The sequence below is a fragment of the Streptomyces sp. CB02923 genome (assembly GCF_001905005.1).
Taxonomy (GTDB): Bacteria; Actinomycetota; Actinomycetes; order Streptomycetales; family Streptomycetaceae; genus Streptomyces.
Genome location: NZ_LWKZ01000003.1, coordinates 23,046 through 41,423, shown reverse-complemented (window position 1 = coordinate 41,423; position 18,378 = coordinate 23,046). Strand labels below are relative to the sequence as shown.

Genomic DNA, 18,378 nt, shown 5'->3' with positions numbered 1-18,378 from the left:
GCCCCATGACCGCATCAGCCCCTGCCCCGTCAGCCCCCTGACCGTCTCCCCTCCCGCGCCGCTCCCCCGGCCCCGGCCCTCGCAGCCCCGGCCCTCGCAGCCCCGGCCTTCACGGCCTCCGCCCTTATGCCTCCACGCTTCCCCCTCATTCCTGCGTCCCTGGGCCTCCGCCCCTAAGCCTTCACCCCTGGGCCTTCGCCGCTTACTCTCTCTCCCCCCCGCCCTTGCGCCTCCCCCTTACGCTTTCGTCCTCACGCCTCCGGCATGTGGTACTCCATCAGTTCCGAATCCTCGCCCTCTTCCTCCAGCGCCTGCCGGACCACCCGCAGGGCGAGTCCTTCCCCGTAGCCCTTGCGAGCCAGCATCCCCGCGAGGCGGCGTATCCGCTTCTCCCGCTCCAGGCCCCGGGTCGTCCGCAGCTTGCGGTCGACCAGTTCGCGGGCCGTGCGCTCCTCCTGCTCGGAGTCCAGCTGCCCGAGGGCCTCGTCGGCCGTCGCCGGGTCGACGCCCTTGGTGCGCAGTTCGCGGGCGAGCGCGCGGCGCGCCAGCCCCCGGGCGTGGTGCCGGGACTCCACCCAGGCTTCGGCGAACTTCGCGTCGTCGATCAGCCCCACCTCCTCGAAGCGGGACAGCACCTCCTGCGCGGCGTCCGCGGGGATGCCCCGCTCGTGCAGGGCGTCGCCGAGCTGCTTGCGTGTGCGCGCGGACCCGGTGAGCAGGCGCAGGCAGATGGCCCGCGCCTGCTCCTCGGGCGTACGCGGCGGCCCCGCCTCGGCCCTCGACGAGGAGGAACCACCGCCGTCCTTGCGTCTCCTACGGTTCTCGGCGCCGCCCGCGGCGCTGCCGCTCCCGCCCCGGCCGTCGTCGTCACGCCCCCCGACGTGACCGACTCCGCCGCCGTGGCCGTAGCCGTGGTCGTCGGGCCATTCCGTTCGCCGCGTCACGATGGACTAGCTCTTGGCCGCGGCGGCCTTGGAACCCTTGGCGCCCTTGACGGCCGGTGCCGGTACGGACTTGGCCGGGGCCTCCGCGTCGGCCGCCGCACCCGCCGCGTCCGCGCCGGGCTCCGCCAGGGCCTCCGGCTTCACACCGATGCCCAGCTTCTCCTTGATCTTCTTCTCCACCTCGTTGGCGAGGTCGGGGTTGTCCTTGAGGAAGTTGCGGGCGTTCTCCTTGCCCTGGCCGAGCTGGTCGCCCTCGTAGGTGTACCAGGCGCCGGACTTGCGGATGAAGCCGTGCTCCACACCCATGTCGATCAGGCCGCCCTCACGGCTGATGCCCTGGCCGTACAGGATGTCGAACTCGGCCTGCTTGAAGGGCGGGGCGACCTTGTTCTTGACCACCTTGCAGCGGGTGCGGTTGCCGACCGCGTCGGTGCCGTCCTTGAGGGTCTCGATACGGCGGATGTCGATGCGCACCGAGGCATAGAACTTCAGGGCGCGGCCACCGGTCGTGGTCTCCGGCGAGCCGAACATCACGCCGATCTTCTCGCGGAGCTGGTTGATGAAGATCGCGGTGGTCTTGGACTGGTTGAGCGCGCTGGTGATCTTCCGCAGCGCCTGGCTCATCAGCCGGGCCTGGAGACCCACGTGGGAGTCGCCCATCTCACCCTCGATCTCGGCCCGGGGCACCAGCGCGGCGACCGAGTCGATCACGATGAGGTCGAGCGCGCCGGAGCGGATCAGCATGTCCGTGATCTCCAGGGCCTGCTCGCCGTTGTCCGGCTGGGACAGGATCAGCGCGTCCGTGTCCACGCCCAGCTTCTTGGCGTACTCGGGGTCGAGCGCGTGCTCCGCGTCGATGAAGGCGACGGAACCGCCGGCCTTCTGCGCGTTCGCCACCGCGTGCAGGGTCAGGGTCGTCTTGCCGGAGGACTCCGGGCCGTAGACCTCCACCACACGGCCGCGCGGGATGCCGCCGACGCCGAGCGCGACATCGAGTGCGGTCGACCCGGTGGGGATGACCTCGATGGGCTCATTCGGGCGCTCGCCCATCCGCATCACGGCGCCCTTGCCGAATTGCCGTTCAATCTGTGCGAGCGCGGCGTCCAGCGCCTTCTCGCGGTCAGTCCCTGCCATGGCTTCCACCCGGTTTGCTTGAGTCGATCGCTTCACGTCCATGACGCTAACGCCTGCCACTGACAATGCGCCCGGACCCGGCTCCGGCCTGTGGATAACTCCCGGGAACTCCGGGTGGAAACACGGGTCGGACGTCTCATAAGAATAGATGTTCGATTTTGATGTCAAGCGCACCACGCCCGGCCCATCGCACTGCCGCACCGCCGACCGCGGTCGCCGCGTGGCCGGCCGCAGTCGTCGCGCCGCTGATCATGGTCGCCGCGCTCCGCCCCGTCCGCTCAGTCGCCCTTGCCCCCGGCGCCCGGCTCGTCCCCGTCCTGCCGGTCATGGCCGTCCGGCCCCGGCCCGTCGGCACCGCGCCCGTCGGCACCGCGCCCGTCGGTTCCACGGTCGTCGGCACCGCGCCCGTCACCGTCCCGAGCGCCGCCGGTCCCCCGGCCCTCCAGCGGCGCGGCCGGGGGCTCGTCGTGCAGGGACCGGCGCAGCCGCCGCAGGGCCGAGGACGCGCTCCGGCGCCGTCCGCCGCCCCGTACCCGTACGTCGTCCGTGACCTCGTACCGCTTCACGTACGCCCCCAGGAACGCCTGCAGCGTCGCGGTCGCCGGGATGGCGATCAGCGCGCCGACCGCGCCCATCAGCGCCGTACCGGCGATCACCGAGCCGAAGGCGACGGCCGGGTGGATGTCCACGGTCTTGGCCGTGATGCGCGGCTGGAGCAGGTAGTTCTCGAACTGCTGGTAGATCACGACGAACCCGAAGACCCACAGCGCGAACCAGGGGTCGACGGTGAAGGCGATCAGGATCGGCAGCGCACCGGCGAGGTACGTACCGATGGTCGGGATGAACTGGGAGACGAGCCCCACCCACATACCGAGCGCCGGGGCGTACGGCACCCCCAGGACCTCCAGCAGGACGTAGTGCGCGACACCGGAGATCAGCGCCATCAGGCCGCGGGAGTAGAGATACCCGCCGGTCTTGGCGACCGCGATCTCCCAGGCGCGCAGCACCTCGGTCTGCCGGGACGGCGGCAGGACCGAGCACAGGGCGCGGCGCAGCCGGGGGCCGTCGGCGGCGAAGTAGAAGGAGAACAGCGCCACCGTCAGGAGGTTGAACAGGCTGCCCAGGACGGTCGCGGAGACGGCGAGCACGTTGTTGGCGCTGTCCTGGACGTACTTCTGGAGCCAGTCGGACTTCAGCAGATTGTTCTGCACCTCGACCCGCGAGAGGTGGGTGTGGAAGGTGGTGTTGATCCAGCTGATCACCGAGTCCAGGTACTGCGGGAACTCCTGGACCATATTCGCGATCTGGCCCGCGAGCATCGAACCGAGCAGTGCGAAGAAGCCCACGGTCCCGACGAGGATGCCGAGGAAGACCAGAGCGGTGGCGGCTCCGCGCCGCATTCCGCGGGCCGCCATCCAGTCCACGGCCGGCTCGACGGCCAGGGCGAGGAAGAAGGCGATCAGCACGTTCAGCAACAGCGAGATCAGCTGGTGGAACGCCCAGCTGGCGAGCTGGAAACAGGCCACGAGGGCGAGCGCCAGCACCATGGCGCGGGGCAGCCACCTCGGCATCCGCTGGGCGGGGCCCCCGGGTCGTGGGTCGTCGTGGCTGGTGGGGGGATTCTCGGTCGCTGGCACGGGCCCAGTGTCGCGCACAGGTCCGACAACGCCCGCCCTGCCCCGCTCACCACAGCCGCCCGCCGCCGCCGGATACCTCCGTGCGGCTCTTTTTCGCCCCCTGCACCGCCCCCGAACCGCCCCCCGAACCTCCGCCAGGCCCTCCGAGCCCCCTCCGGGCCATCCAGACCCTCCCGGTCCGCCCCGGGCCGCTCGGGTTCGTTCCGGTCCGCTCCGGCTCGTTCCGGCTCGTTCGGATCCGCCCCGGTCCGCCCTCCGTCAGCGCTTGTCGTACGGCACGTCCATCGTCCCGCAGACCACCCGCCACACGTCCTTGGCCTCCCACCCGTCCGCCAGCGCCTGGTGGACGGTCCGCCCGCCGAGCCCGGCCATCACATGATCGCGCGCGAACGAGTCGGCGTAGGACTCACCGAAGTGGTCCGCCATCCGCTCCCAGAAGACCGTCAACCGCATAAAACCCACTCCGCACTCGCTTTGCCTGCACGTTTCCCACGCTGCGCACTCCCCGCGGCCGGACGGCCTCCCCATGGTGGCCCGGCCTCCCCATGGTGGCGCGGAGCGCGTGCATGTACGCAGAGTAAAGCCCGGGTCGGCGTACCGGAGCCGTCGGGTGAGACGGGCGGCCGCCCCACCGGCCCGGACAGACAGCGCCCGCGGCCGGGCGGGAGCTTTCCGGGTTTGCGGCAGCCGGGGCCGGCCGACGGCGGGCCGTCCGCCGCCGGGCGTCCGTCAACCGCATACGTCCGGTACCCCGCCCCTGAGAGTGCAGCCGCGTCCACGCCGGTGCCGGGCGGCGTCCGCGGCCCTACCGTCGGTCCATGGCGGAAAACGGAGCACCACAGCCGACCTCACTGGCGCGTGCCGAGCGCTTCATCTGGCTCACTGCCCGGGTGCTCGAACAGCGCCGTTTCGCGTATCACTTCCTGGGCGGGAGCGCGGACGGTGTCGATGCCGCGCTCGCCGCGTACGCGAATCCTGACGGCGGTTACGGGTACGCCCTGGAACCCGACCTGCGCGGACCGGTAAGCCAGCCGCTGCACACCGCACACGCCCTGCACGTCCTCGACCTCATCGGGCGCTGCGGCGGACAGCGGGCCGAGCGGATCTGCCGCTATCTGACCGGGGTGTCCACCCTGGAGGGGGCGCTGCCCGCCCTGCATCCCTCCTTGCGCGGATATCCGGCCGCGCCGTGGATGCCGGTGCCCGACGACCCGCCGAGCGACCTCCTGGCCACCGGGCCCGTGGTGGGCCTCCTGCACCGCAACGAGGTGTGGCACGCCTGGCTGTTCCGGGCCACGGACTATTGCTGGCAGGCGGTGGAGTCCCTGGAGAAGACCCATCCGTACGAGGTCCAGGCGGCGCTCGCCTTCCTGGAGGGCGCGCCGGACCGGTCGCGCGCCGAGGCCGCCGCGCAGCGCCTGGGCACGATGGTGCGTGAGCAGCAGCTGGTCCTCCTGGACCCGGGCCGGGCGGCCGTCGCCCCCGTACCCGACGGTTACGCGCCCGGTGAGCACCACTTCGCGTACGACTACGCCGCCACGCCGGGCTCGCTTGCCCGCCGCTGGTTCACGGACGAGGAGACGGACCGGGCGCTGGACCATCTCGCCGCCCTTCAGCGAGAGGACGGCGGCTGGCCCGTGAACTGGCGTGTGTGGGCTCCCGGAACGGCTCTGGAGGGCCGGCCTGTGGTGACGGTCAAGGCGCTGCTGACACTGCGCGCGTACGGGCGTGTCACCGCCCGGTAGCGGGCGGCGGCGGGCCGGTCCCGTTCCCGTCCTCCTGGCGCAGCAGCAGAGCCGTCAGAGCGAGTGCGGTCCCGCGCGGCGATGTCAGGTCGATGCCGGTCAGTTCGGTGATACGGGCGAGCCGGTTGTCGACCGTGTTCGGGTGCAGTCCGAGGGCGCGGGCGGTCGCCCGGCGGCCCTGCCGCTTCTCCAGATGCGTGCGGAGGGTCCCGGTCAGCTCGGGCCGGCCGTCGAGCGGGGAGAGCAGCGCGGCGATGGGGCCGCTGCTCTCGTCGCGGCGCGAGAGGTGGTACTCAAGCAGCACGTCGTCGAGACGGTGAAGTCCGGCGGGCCGGCCGCAGGCGTGGGCTATACGGACGACTTCGGAGGCGGTGCGGGCGGCGTACGGAACGCCCGCGGGGCGCTCGGCGCGCGCGGCGGCGCACCGCACCTCCTCGCCGCACGCCTCGCGCAGCCGCTCCCCCAGACCGTCACGGACACCGGCTCCACCTGGTACAAGGGCGTGCCCGCCGTCGGCATCCATCAAGGAGAGCACCTCGGTACCGAACTCCCGGTCCAGTGCGGTCTGCAGGCGCCGCAGCCTCCTGCGTACGGCTACGGGGGAGGATGCCGCCTCGCGGGGAGCGGGCACGGCGCCCTCGGGGGACAGAGCGCCTCCGCCCTCAGGGGGCAGGGGGCCTGCGTCCTCAGGGGGTAGGGGGCCTGCGTCCCCGGGAGGTACGGCGGCTCCGCCCTCAGGAGACACGGGGCCTGCGCCCTCGGGCGGCGCCGGGCCGAGGCGTACGGCGATCACCGTGGCCGGGCCGTGCAGCCCCAGCTCCTCCAGAGCGGCCGGGTCCCGGTGCGGCACGCCGTCGAGGAGGCAGCGCGCCAGGGTACGGCGGTGCTCACGGCGTTCGGCGTCCAGGGCCGCCCGCTCGTCCAGGTAGGTCTCGGCGACCGCGCCGAGGATGCCGCCCTGGGCCCGGAAGAGGAAGTCGCCGAGTTCGATGAGCGCCTCCGCCTCGCCGGGGCCGGCCTCCTGGCGCAGCGCCTGCCACAGCGCGTACTCCCCCATTGCATGGGTCCGCAGCAGCAGCTGCAGCGACATGCCCTCCTCGGCGCGCTGCGCGGCACGCTCACGGAAGACGCCGTAGTCACCATGCCGCCCCTCGGGGTCGCGGACCCGCCGCAGGAACAGACGCAGGCCGTGCCGGGCCGTGGCGGCGACCTCCATGTCCTTCAGGTCGGCGGGCAGCTCGGCGTACCCGGGGAGGTCCTCGAAGTCGCCCCGCGACATCCGCCGGGCCAGTTCGTTGACCCGGGGCTCGCAGCGCAGGGCGAGGGCACGGGCGGCGTCGGACAGGGGCACGGTGGCTCCTTCGCTGCGGGACGGGGCGGTGCGATGGGGGCGGTGCGATGGACGCGTGCGGTGGGTGCGATGAGTGCGGTGCGGGTGACTGTGACGCGTCACAGTACGCAGCGGGTACGGGTGTGACACCGGCGGGTGCCGCCAGGCCCGGCGGGATACCAGAATCGTGCTCACGGGGGACCGACCGGAGGGCCGGCGAGGGGGCCGCCCGGAGGACTGCCCCGGAAGACCGCCGCAGCAGACCGCCCCGGAGGACCGATCATCGGGAACCTGTCAGCGCAGGTGTCCGGCGCACACGAGGAGCCGCTCGGCATGACGGATGGTATGACACAGCACAGTCCGCACACAGACACCGGCGTGACCTGTACCGAGACCGTCGGTACCGAGCCCCTCGGTACCGAGGCCCCCGGATATCTTGCCTACGCGGACCGCGTCTGGACGGGCGAGGACACCTTGATGGCCCACTTCGAGGGCTCGTACGCCGGTGAGGGCCTCGTCCGTGTCGGGGAGCGCACCGGCTTCTTCCCCGCCTTCGCGAACGTCGCGGTCTTCGACACCGGCCCCGAGGGGCTGGTCATGGTGGACTCCGGCGAAGCCCGTACCGCCGACCGGCTGTACGCGGCCGTGTCCGCGTTCGGCGGCTCTGGGCGCGAGGTGCGCACGGTCGTCCACACACACGGCCACATCGACCACGTCTTCGGCGTCGGCCCCTTCGACGCCGCCGCGCGGGCGCGCGGCACCGCGACGCCGGAGGTCGTCGCCCATGAAGCCGTTGCCGCGCGCTTCGACCGTTACACCGCCACCGCCGGGTACAACTCCTGGATCAACCGTCGGCAGTTCGGCGTCCCCGGCATCGAATGGCCCACCGACTACCGGTACCCGGACACCACCTACCGCGACCGTCTCACCCTGCGACGCGGCGAACTGACCTTCGAACTCCACCATGCGCGCGGTGAGACCGACGACGCCACGTACGTGTGGGTGCCGGAACTCAAAACCCTCTGTACGGGTGATCTGTTCATCTGGAACGCCCCCAACGCGGGCAACCCTCAGAAGGCGCAGCGCTACCCGGAGGACTGGGCACGGGCACTGCGCGCCATGAGCGCGCTGGGAGCGGAGGTGCTGCTGCCGGGGCACGGGGTGCCCACCCGGGGCGCCGGCCGCGTCGCGACCGCGCTGGACGACTGCGCCGGGCTGCTGGAGTCGCTGTGCACGCAGACCCGCGAGCTGATGAACGCCGGGCTGCGGCTGGACGAGGTGATCCACCGGGTGCAGGCCCCGGCGGGGCTGCTGGACAAGCCGTACCTGCACCCCGCCTACGACGAGCCGGAGTTCGTCGTCCGTAACCTGTGGCGCCTGTGGGGCGGCTGGTACGACCAGAATCCGGCCCACCTCAAGCCCGCCCCGGAACGGGCGCTGGCCGCCGAACTCGCCGACGCCGCGGGCGGCGCCCCCGTACTGGCGCGCCGGGCGCTGCGGCTGCTGGCCGGCGATGAACAGCGGCTGGCCGCCCACCTGGCGGAGACCGCGGCGCTGGCGGCCCCCGAGGACCGCGAGGTGGCCCGTATACGGGCCAAGGTGTACGCGGCGCGGGCCGCCGCCGAGCCGTCCACGATGGCTCGCGGGATCTTCAGCTGGGCGGCGGCGGAGTCGGCTGCCGTGGCGGAAGGGACGGATGTGGCGACCGAGTTGACACGTACCGAGGAAGGACGGCGGCGGGCGGCCGGCGCGATCAGCGTGGGCGTGGTCGACGAGGACGCGTGCTCCTGCGGAGGCGGAAGCGAAGGCGGAAGCGAAGGCGAAGCAGGCGGCGCGGGACGGGACGGGGGGACCGTGCGGTGACCCGTACGGCCGCCGGGGCCGGGGCGCGGCCCGGCGCACCTTCCGGAATGACCGCTTCCGTACGTCGGCGGGCCTGGCGCACCACCTGGCTGCTGGTCGCGTTCATGCTCATCAACTTCGCCGACAAGACGGTGATGGGCCTGGTCGCGAACCCGGTGATGGCCGAACTGCACCTCACCCGTGAACAGTTCGGCGCCGCGTCCGCCGCGTTCTTCGCCCTCTTCAGCCTGGCGGCACTCGGCGGCTCCTTCCTCACCCGTGCGGTGCGCACTCCGGTCCTGCTGCTCGCCATGGCGCTGCTCTGGTCCGCCGCTCAGCTGCCGATGCTGCTCGGCGTGGCCGGGTTCGGCGTCCTGGTCGCCACCCGGGTGCTGCTGGGCGCGGCGGAGGGACCGGCGACCCCGGTGGCGGTACACCATCTGCACGGCTGGTTCGAGCAGCGCGACCGTACGCTGCCGACCGCCGTGTTCCTGGTCGGCGCGGCGGCGGGTGTCGCCATCGCGGCGCCGGTGCTCGGCGCGGTCACCGCCGCGTGGGGCTGGCGCTGGGCGTTCGGCGTGGTCGGTCTCGTCGGCCTGGTGTGGGCCGCGCTGTGGTTCCGGTACGGCGAGGAAGGGCCGCTGGCGCCCCCGGTGGGGCGGCGGTCCACCGGGAGCGCCCCCGGGGGCGGCGGCTCCGCCCCGTACCGGAAGCTGCTGCTCTCCGGCACCTGGCTGTCCGCGGCCCTCGGCGCGTTCGCCGCCTTCTGGACGGTGTCGGCCACCCTCACCTGGGCCGCGGACTACTTCCAGGAGGTCGGTGGGCTGGGACTGCGCCAGGCGAGCCTGCTGATCATGCTGGCAGCCCTGGCCAAGGGCACCGCGATGCTGGTCCACGGCCTGCTCGTACAGCGCGCGGGCAGGCGTGCGGCAGCCGGTCTGCGCCCCCGCATCCCGCTCCCCTCAGGTGTGAAGAACGGGCTGGTGCTGCTGCTCTCCGGTGCGGCGACCCTGGCCTTCGCGACGACGGACGCGCTGTGGCTGAAGGCCGTCCTGCTGCTCGGTCCGATGGCCGTCTCGGACATCATCCTGACGGTGGCGCAGACCTCGGTCTCCCGGATCTCCCCCGCGGACCGGCGCGGCGTCGTCCTCGGCGCACTGACCTGTGTCTTCGCCCTCGCGGGCATCCTGGCACCGGCGGTGACGGGGCGGCTGGTGGACGCCGGGGAGACCGTCGCGGACGGGTACGTCGGCGCGTACGGGACGATGGCGGGCCTGACGATCGTGGCCGGGATGGCCGTCACGCTCTTCCTGCGCCCCGAGCGGGACGCGCGGCGACTGGGGGTGGCGGAGGCGACGGTGGTGAAGGGGTGAGGGCGGGGAGTGCGACGGGCCTTCGAACGCCGGGCGCTCGTCTCCGAACGCGCCCCGCGCCCGTACCCAACGCCTCCCCCCTCCCGCGCCCGTGCCCGTCTCCGACCGCACCCGTACCTCCGCGCCCCCCGCGCCCCTCGCCCCTCGCCCTTCGCACCTCTCCCCTTCACCCCTCACCCACCCAGCGCCCGCACCCCCGCCGTCACCGCCACCGCGACCGCCACGACCAGCAGGAACGGTGCGCGCAGCAGCAGTGCGACGACCGCGGCGGCGACACCCGCCACCCTGGCGTCGAACAGCAGCTGGTGTCCGTCGCTGAACGTCTCCTGCGCGGTGAGCGCGGCGAGCAGGGCCACCGGCAGCAGGGCGGCGAGACGCTTCACGAGCGGCCGTTCCAGGACACCCGCGGGCATCAGAAGGCCGAGGTACTTCACCAGGTAGCAGCCCACGGCGGTGACGCCGATCGCGATCCAGACACTCATCGTGCGTCCGCCTTCCGTGTACCGGTACCGGCCCGGCGCCCCTCCAGGTACAGGACGGCCGGTGCGGCGAGCGCCGCGACCAGGACCGGTACGCCCGCGGGCAGCAGCGGCAGCGTCACCAGGAGGAGCACGGCCGCGAGTCCCGCGACGGCGCGTTCCGCCGCCGGCCGGAGCATGGGCGCGAGCAGCGCCACGAAGACCGCGGGACCGGCCGCGTCCAGCCCCCATGTCTCCGTGTCACCGAGGGCTTCGGCGCCCGCGGCCCCGGCGAGGGTGGTGAGGTTCCACAGGACGTACAGGGCCAGGCCGGTGACCGTGAATCCGAGGCGCGCGCTGCGCCGGTCGGGCTGGGCCAGGGCGACGGCCGAGGTCTCGTCGATGACCCAGTGGGCGGCGAACGGCCTGGCCGCGGCCCGGTATCCGAGGAGACCGGACAGCCGCAGGCCGTAGAACGCGTTACGGGTGCCCAGGAAGAACGCCCCGGCCGCCGCGGTGAACGGGTTGCCGCCCGCGGCCAGCGCGCCGACCAGCGCGAACTGTGAGGCGCCGGTGAAGACCAGCAGGCTCAGCGCGCAGGCCTGCACCACCGTCAGCCCCGCGCCCGCGGCAGTCACCCCGAAGGCGAAGCCGGACAGCCCGACGGCGACGCCGACGCCGAGCGCGTCCCTGACGACCGCGGAGGGGGGTCTGGCGTCGGCCGCGGGTTCCGGAGCCGACCGTGTTCGCTGTACCCGCTCAGTTCCCTGTATCTGCTCAGTTCCCTGTACCTGCTCAGTTCGCTGTGTCACGCCCCGGACACTAGAAAGCCCTCTGCCCACGGGTCTTGTACGTTCTTGCGCCGCCCCCTGAGCCGTCACGCCGCCCGCCCACGTCGCTACGCCCCCGCCCGCCCACGCCGGTACGCGCCCGGCGGCACCCCCACGATCCGGGTGAAGTGCCGGTTCAGGTGCGGCTGGTCGGTGAACCCGACGGCGACGGCGGTCTCCGCCGGTGCCGTACCGGCCTCCAGGAGCAGACGCGCCCGGCGTATACGGGCGTCCGTGAGCCAGGCGTGCGGCGGCATCCCGTACGCGTTCTTGAAAGCGCGCAGCAGGGCGAACGGGCTGGTGCCCAGTTCCTGAGCCAGTTGCTCCAGGGTCGGGGGTGCGGTCAGCCGCGATTCCAGGAGCGCCCTGGCGCGTTCGGCGGTACGTGCCCCCGCCGCCTGGGGCGTACGGACCGGCAACGTGCCGCCGTGGCGCCTCAGCAGCCGGGCCACCACGATGCGTAACAGGCTGTCGGCGGCCAGCGCGTTGCCTTTTTCAGCCGCGCGGTGCACGCCGTTGATCAGGTGTACGGCGTGGGCGTCGTCCGTGAGCGTCTCGGCGAACGCGGCGGTGCCGGTCAGGCCGGTCGTCTCGGCGGCGATAGCGGCGACGAGCTGTTCGGAGGGGTAGAGCGTGGAGTACGCCCAGCCCTCCGGCGCGCCGGCCTGCGCGGTGTGCGGCACCTCGGGGTTGATCATGACGATGCCGCCGTGCCCTGCATCCGTGACGCCGTCCGGCAGCCCGACCCGCTCGACGCCGCCGGTGACGGCGGCCAGGACGTAGCCGTCGTGGGAGTGGCGGGGGAAGGCGTGCCGGACGTAGCGGGCGCGCAGCAGGTCCAGGCCGGGCAGCTCGGCGTACCGCCAGTGCCGGGCCCACTCGCCGCCCTTCCGGCCAGTGCGCGCCGGGGCCGGAGACCCGCCGACGGCGGCTTCCGCGTCCGCCGCCACGACGCTCTCCGCGCTCTCCGCGTCCTCCGCGCGTTGCGATCCCGCCGTACCCGCCGTGCCCTCCGTGGCCTCCGCCCCGTTCCCCGTCATGGCGTCATTGTGTTCCGGCGCGGCCCGCCCCGGTGCCCCCGTCCGGCACATGGACGCCGCCACCGCTCGGAGATCACCGCAGGTGAGCGGCGGGTCACCGCCGATTGTCAGTGGTCCGTTGCACGATGGGGGACATGGCCAAGGCAGCGCTCGACTCGTTCTCCCCCGCGACCCGCGAATGGTTCACGGGGGCCTTCCGCGCGCCCACCGCCGCGCAGGAAGGTGCCTGGCGGGCCATCGGCGAGGGCTCGGACGTGCTGGTGGTCGCGCCGACCGGCTCCGGCAAGACCCTGGCCGCCTTCCTCGCCTCGCTCGACCGGCTCGCGAGCGTCCCCCCGCCCGCCGAGCCGAAGAAGCGCTGCCGCGTGCTGTACGTCTCCCCGCTGAAGGCCCTGGCGGTCGACGTGGAGCGCAATCTGCGCAGCCCGCTGACCGGCATCCGCCAGGAGTCCGTCCGCCTCGGACTGCCCGAACCCGACATCCGGGTGGGCATCCGCTCCGGCGACACCCCCGCCGCCGAGCGCCGCTCCCTCGCCAACCGGCCGCCGGACATCCTCATCACCACCCCCGAGTCGCTCTTCCTCATGCTGACCTCCTCCGCCCGGGAGGCCCTGGAGGGCGTCGAGACGGTGATCGTGGACGAGGTGCACGCGGTCGCGGGCACGAAGCGCGGCGCCCACCTCGCCCTCTCCCTGGAGCGGCTCGACCACCTGCTGGAGCGCCCGGCCCGGCGCATCGGCCTGTCGGCGACCGTGCGCCCGGTGGAGGAGGTCGCCCGCTATCTGTCGCCGCAGCGCCGGGTGGAGACCGTCCAGCCCCCGTCCGGCAAGGAGTTCGACCTGTCGGTCGTCGTCCCCGTCGAGGATCTTGGCGAACTGGGCGGCTCCCCCGTCCAGGAGGGCGACACCGGCGAGAAGCCGTCCATCTGGCCGCATGTCGAGGAGAAGATCGCCGACCTGGTCCAGGCACACCGCTCGACGATCGTCTTCGCCAACTCCCGGCGCCTCGCCGAGCGCCTGTGCAACCGGCTGAACGAGATCGCGTACGAGCGCGCCACCGGCGAGTCGCTGCCCGAGGACCACTCCCCGGCCGAGCTGATGGCCGAGGCCGGTGCCGCCAAGGGGGCGCCGGCGCTGCTGGCCCGCGCCCACCACGGTTCGGTGTCCAAGGAGCAGCGCGCCCAGGTGGAGGAGGACCTCAAGGCAGGCCGGCTGCCGGCCGTCGTCGCCACGTCCAGTCTGGAGCTGGGCATCGACATGGGCGCGGTCGACCTGGTGGTGCAGGTGGAGTCCCCGCCGTCGGTCGCCTCCGGCCTCCAGCGGGTCGGCCGTGCGGGCCATCAGGTCGGCGCGGTGTCCCGGGGGGTGGTGTTCCCCAAGTACCGCGGCGACCTCGTGCAGGCCGCGGTCGTCACGGAGCGGATGCGCACCGGGTCCATCGAGTCCCTGCGCGTCCCCGCCAACCCGCTGGACGTCCTGGCCCAGCAGTTGGTCGCGATGGTTTCGATGGACACCTGGGACGTGCCGGAGCTGCTGAGCCTGGTCCGTCGTTCCGCGTCCTTCACGGCCCTGCCCGAATCGGCGTTCAACGGCGTCCTGGACATGCTCGCGGGCCGCTATCCCTCCGACGCCTTCGCCGAGCTGCGTCCCCGCGTCGTCTGGGACCGCGTGGCCCAGACGGTCACCGGCCGTCCCGGCGCGCAGCGGCTGGCCGTCACCTCCGGCGGCACGATTCCCGACCGGGGCCTGTTCGGCGTCTTCCTGGCCGGAGCCGACCCGAAGAAGGGCGGCGGCCGGGTCGGGGAGCTGGACGAGGAGATGGTCTACGAGTCCCGCGTCGGCGACGTCTTCACGCTCGGTACGACGTCCTGGCGCATCGAGGACATCACCCGCGACCGGGTGCTGGTCTCCCCCGCCCCCGGTGTGCCCGGCAGGCTGCCGTTCTGGAAGGGCGACCAGCTCGGCCGCCCTCTCGAACTGGGCCGCGCGCTCGGCGCGTTCCTCCGCGAGATCGGCTCGCTCGCTCCGGAGGCCGCCCGCGGGCGGCTGGCCGCCGCCGGCCTGGACGACTGGGCGACGGGCAACGTCCTCGCGTACCTGACCGAGCAGAAGCAGACCTGCGGCCATGTGCCGGACGACCGCACCATCGTCGTCGAGCGCTTCCGCGACGAGCTGGGCGACTGGCGGGTGGTGGTGCACTCCCCGTTCGGCGCGCAGGTGCACGCCCCCTGGGCGCTCGCCCTCGGCGCCCGCCTCTCCGAGCGCTACGGCATGGACGCCCAGGTCATGCACGCCGACGACGGCATCGTGCTGCGCCTGCCGGACGCCGACCTGATGGGCCTGGACCTGCTCGACAGCGACACCGGCGACTTCGACCCGGCGGCCCGCGGCCTGGAGTACGACCCGGAGCAGTCCCCGGTGGGCGCCGCCGACGTCGTCTTCGACAAGGGCGAGGTCGACCAGGTGGTCACGGACCAGGTGGGTGGCTCGGCCCTGTTCGCCTCCCGGTTCCGCGAGTGCGCGGCCCGCGCCCTGCTGCTGCCCCGGCGCACCCCCGGCAAGCGCACACCGTTGTGGCAGCAGCGCCAGCGCGCCTCCCAGCTCCTCCAGGTGGCGGGCGAGTTCGGGTCGTTCCCGATCGTGCTGGAAGCCGTCCGCGAATGCCTCCAGGACGTCTTCGACGTGCCGGGCCTGACGGAGCTGATGGGTGACATCGAGGCCCGCCGGGTCCGTCTCGTCGAGGTCACCACGCCCGAGCCCTCCCCGTTCGCCCGCTCCCTGCTGTTCGGGTACGTGGCCCAGTTCCTGTACGAGGGCGACTCCCCGCTCGCCGAGCGCCGGGCCGCCGCCCTCTCCCTGGACTCCCGGCTGCTGGCCGAACTCCTCGGCCAGGCCGAGCTGCGCGAGCTGCTCGACGCCGACGTCCTGGCCGAGCTGGAGAGCGAGCTCCAGTGGCGTACCGAGGACCGCCGGGTCAAGGACGCCGAGGGCGTCGCGGACCTGCTGCGGATGCTCGGCCCGCTCACCGACGACGAACTGGCCGAGCGCGGCGCCGACCCCGGGTGGGTCCGGGAGCTCGCCCCGGCCCGCCGGGCGATCACGGTCCGGATCGCCGGCCGGGACCACTGGGCCGCGATCGAGGACGCGGGCCGGCTGCGCGACGCCCTGGGCACGGCCCTGCCCGTGGGCGTCCCCGAGTCGTTCACCGAGCCCGTCAAGGACCCGCTGGGCGACCTCCTGTCCCGCTACGCCCGTACGCACGGCCCCTTCACTTCCGACCAGGCCGCCACCCGCTTCGGCCTCGGCACGGCCGTCACGGACGGCGCCCTGCAGCGCCTGGCAGCCGCCGGCCGCATCGTCCAGGGCGAGTTCCACCCCTCCGGCATCGGACAGGAATGGTGCGACGCCCAGGTACTGCGCCGGCTGCGCCGCCGTTCCCTGGCAGCGCTCCGGCACGAACTCGAACCCGTACCGCCCGCCGCCCTCGCGTCCTTCCTCCCGCAGTGGCAGCAGGTGAGCCCGCTCACCTCGAAGGTGCCGTACGGGAAGGGGGCACAGCGCGGCGGGTCGTACGGACTGCGGGGCATCGACGGCCTGGTCCGCGCCGTCGAGCAGCTGCAAGGGGCATCCGTGCCCGCCTCCGCCCTCGAAAAGCTGGTCCTGCCCTCCCGGGTCGGCGACTACGCCCCGGCCCTGCTGGACGAGCTGACCTCCACCGGCGAAGTGCTGTGGGCCGGCGCGGGGTCCCTGCCCGGCAAGGACGGCTGGGTGTCCCTCCACCTCGCCGACACCGCCCCCCTGCTCCTGCCACCCCCGCACCCGCTGGAGCTGTCCCCCCTGCACCACTCGGTCCTCCAGGCCCTCGCCCCCGGCTACGGCCTCTTCTTCCGCCAGCTCGCCGACCAGGTCCGCGCCACCACCCACCCCGACTGCACCGACCCGCAACTCGCCGACGCCCTCTGGGACCTGGCCTGGTCCGGCCGCCTCACCAACGACACCCTCGCCCCGCTCCGCTCCCTCCTCGGCTCGGGCCGCACGTCCGGTTCCACCGCCCACCGGGCCAAGCGCGCGGTCCCCCGCGGCCGGTACGGCACACTGACCGCGGCCACCGGCCGTACCGGCCGCCCCACCGCGTCCCGCTCCGGCCCGCCGACCGTCGCCGGCCGCTGGTCGCTGCTGCCCGCCCCCGAACCGGATCCCACCCACCGCGCCCACGCCCTGGCGCGCACGCTCCTCGACCGCCACGGCGTCGTCACCCGTGGCGCCGTCGCCGCCGAGGGCGTCGAGGGCGGCTTCTCCGCCGCGTACCGCGTCCTGGCCGCCTTCGAGGAGACCGGGCAGGCCCGGCGCGGCTACGTGGTCGAAGGGCTGGGCGCCGCGCAGTTCGCGATGGACGGCGCGGTCGACCGGCTCCGCGCCGTCAACACCAGCCGTGAGCGCGTCGCCGACGAGTTCGCCCAGGACGGCCCGGGAGACCGCCGCTCCGCCGGACCGCAGCGGGCCCTGGTGCTGGCCGCCGCCGACCCGGCGAACGCGTACGGAGCCGCCCTGTCCTGGCCCGAGCCGCCCGACGGCTCGACGCACAAGCCGGGCCGCAAGGCGGGCTCCCTCGTCGTCCTCGTCGACGGCGAGCTGACGCTCTACATGGAGCGCGGCGGCAAGACGCTGCTGGCCTGGACGCAGTCCGGTGACGGCACCGCGCCCGACAGCGGCTCCCCCGCCGGCACCCGCCTGCGGCTCGCCCTCGAAGCCCTCACCGACGCCGCCCGCGCGGGCGCCCTCGGCACAATCACCGTGGAGCGCGTCAACGGCACCGCCGCGCTCACCGCCCCGCTCGCCCCTGCCCTGGAGACCGCCGGATTCCACCCCACCCCACGCGGCTTCCGCCTCCGCCCCTGACCACCACGACCACCCCGCACGCCCGACCACGACCACCCGACGCGCCGCACACCCGATTACGCCCGCCCCACACACCGCACGCCCGATCACGACCACCCCACGCCGCACACGCCGTAGGCCACACGCCGTACGCCGTACGCCGCACTCCGCACTCCGCACTCCGCACTCCGCACTCCGCACTCCGCACTCCGCACAACACCCATCGCACGCCGCACGACATCGGATACGGCCCGATCAGCGCCCGCGCCCCACCCACGTGCGCCCGGCCGCCGCGCACGCCCCCACCCGGCACAATGTCCCCATGCCCGAAGGCGACACCGTTTGGCGCGCCGCCCGCCTCCTCCACGAAGCGCTGGCCGGCAAGCCGCTGACCCGAACCGACCTGCGCGTACCGAAGCTGGCCACCACCGACCTGTCCGGCCGTACGGTCCTGGAGGTGGTCCCGCGCGGCAAGCACCTGCTCACCCGCGTCGAAGGCGGCCTGACCCTCCACTCGCACCTGCGCATGGACGGCGCCTGGAAGATCTACGCACCCGCGGAGCGCTGGCGCGGCGGTCCCGCCCACCAGATCCGCGCGATCCTCGCCACCGCCGACCGTACCGCCGTCGGCTACCGCCTCCCCGTACTCGAACTGCTGCACACCGCCGACGAGGACGACGCCGTGGGCCATCTCGGCCCCGACCTCCTCGGCCCCGACTGGGACCCGGCCGAGGCCTTGCGCCGACTGCTCGCCGACCCCGCGCGCCCCCTCGGCGAAGCCCTGCTCGACCAGCGCAACCTGGCCGGCATCGGCAACGTCTTCAAGTGCGAACTGTGCTTCCTGCTGCGCGCCTCCCCCTGGCTGCCGATCGGCCGCCTGCCCACGCCCGAGCGCGCCACCACCCTCGCCAAGAAGCTCCTCGAAGCCAACAAGGACCGCCTCGCCCGCGTCACGACGCCGAGCGCCCGCCCGGACCGCCGCCAGTGGGTCTACGGCCGCGCGGGGCGCCCCTGCTTCCGGTGCGGCACACCGGTCCGTACGGGAGAACAGGGCCCACCCACCCAGGAGCGCGTCACCTACTGGTGCCCCACCTGCCAACCGGACGGGACACCCGCCCCGGCAGACGGCAACACCTCACCCGGCACGAGCACCTGACGGTACGTCACC

13 protein-coding genes are annotated in these 18,378 nt (G+C 73.5%); 5 read left to right on the top strand and 8 right to left on the bottom strand.

From position 1 onward, the window contains the following. Positions 1-251: 251 nt before the first annotated feature. The 4 genes from recX to A6A06_RS07410 all read right to left on the bottom strand — a co-directional run bounded on the left by recX (position 252) and on the right by A6A06_RS07410 (position 4,168). Positions 252-944 (bottom strand): recombination regulator RecX, encoded by a 693-nt coding sequence (recX, locus tag A6A06_RS07425; RefSeq protein ID WP_073760314.1) that lies wholly within the window; start codon positions 942-944, stop codon positions 252-254. Positions 945-950: 6 nt separating this feature from the next. Beyond that, on the bottom strand, positions 951-2,078 hold the full coding sequence (gene recA / locus A6A06_RS07420; RefSeq protein WP_073760312.1) for a recombinase RecA: 1,128 nt from the start codon (positions 2,076-2,078) through the stop codon (positions 951-953). Positions 2,079-2,356: 278 nt separating this feature from the next. Continuing rightward, on the bottom strand, positions 2,357-3,649 hold the full coding sequence (locus tag A6A06_RS07415; RefSeq protein ID WP_079193858.1) for an AI-2E family transporter: 1,293 nt from the start codon (positions 3,647-3,649) through the stop codon (positions 2,357-2,359). Positions 3,650-3,973: 324 nt separating this feature from the next. Next, positions 3,974-4,168, bottom strand: coding sequence for a DUF3046 domain-containing protein (locus A6A06_RS07410; protein ID WP_073760308.1), 195 nt, complete (start codon positions 4,166-4,168; stop codon positions 3,974-3,976). Between the two features lie 365 nt (positions 4,169-4,533). On the opposite strand from A6A06_RS07410, the gene A6A06_RS07405 reads away from it, so the two are divergent. Continuing rightward, positions 4,534-5,460: a hypothetical protein gene (locus tag A6A06_RS07405; RefSeq protein WP_073760307.1), complete on the top strand. Its 927-nt coding sequence runs from the start codon at positions 4,534-4,536 to the stop codon at positions 5,458-5,460. Here A6A06_RS07405 and A6A06_RS42590 read toward each other — a convergent pair. Next, entirely contained in the window at positions 5,447-6,811 is a 1,365-nt protein-coding gene (locus A6A06_RS42590; RefSeq protein ID WP_073760305.1) for a helix-turn-helix domain-containing protein, read from the bottom strand. The genes A6A06_RS07405 and A6A06_RS42590 overlap by 14 nt on opposite strands. 357 nt (positions 6,812-7,168) lie before the next feature. On the opposite strand from A6A06_RS42590, the gene A6A06_RS07395 reads away from it, so the two are divergent. Further along, positions 7,169-8,653, top strand: coding sequence for an alkyl sulfatase dimerization domain-containing protein (locus A6A06_RS07395; protein WP_242440622.1), 1,485 nt, complete (start codon positions 7,169-7,171; stop codon positions 8,651-8,653). A 47-nt stretch (positions 8,654-8,700) separates the two neighbouring features. Continuing rightward, on the top strand, positions 8,701-10,005 hold the full coding sequence (locus A6A06_RS07390; protein ID WP_199930742.1) for an MFS transporter: 1,305 nt from the start codon (positions 8,701-8,703) through the stop codon (positions 10,003-10,005). Between the two features lie 173 nt (positions 10,006-10,178). Here the strand turns inward: A6A06_RS07390 and A6A06_RS07385 are convergent, their stop codons facing one another. From A6A06_RS07385 to A6A06_RS07375, 3 genes are all read right to left on the bottom strand, one after another. After that, positions 10,179-10,487 (bottom strand): AzlD domain-containing protein, encoded by a 309-nt coding sequence (locus tag A6A06_RS07385; RefSeq protein WP_073760301.1) that lies wholly within the window; start codon positions 10,485-10,487, stop codon positions 10,179-10,181. After that, entirely contained in the window at positions 10,484-11,236 is a 753-nt protein-coding gene (locus tag A6A06_RS07380) for an AzlC family ABC transporter permease (RefSeq protein WP_073760554.1), read from the bottom strand. Before A6A06_RS07380 ends, A6A06_RS07385 begins: the two co-directional genes overlap by 4 nt. Before the next feature lie 125 nt (positions 11,237-11,361). After that, on the bottom strand, positions 11,362-12,333 hold the full coding sequence (locus A6A06_RS07375; RefSeq protein WP_079193855.1) for an AraC family transcriptional regulator: 972 nt from the start codon (positions 12,331-12,333) through the stop codon (positions 11,362-11,364). Positions 12,334-12,467: 134 nt separating this feature from the next. Here A6A06_RS07375 and A6A06_RS07370 point away from each other — a divergent pair, with 134 nt between their 5' ends. Beyond that, positions 12,468-17,231 (top strand): DEAD/DEAH box helicase, encoded by a 4,764-nt coding sequence (locus tag A6A06_RS07370; RefSeq protein WP_073760299.1) that lies wholly within the window; start codon positions 12,468-12,470, stop codon positions 17,229-17,231. Between the two features lie 301 nt (positions 17,232-17,532). Beyond that, complete coding sequence (locus A6A06_RS07365; protein ID WP_073760552.1) at positions 17,533-18,366, top strand: Fpg/Nei family DNA glycosylase; 834 nt, start codon at positions 17,533-17,535, stop codon at positions 18,364-18,366. Positions 18,367-18,378: the final 12 nt, after the last annotated feature.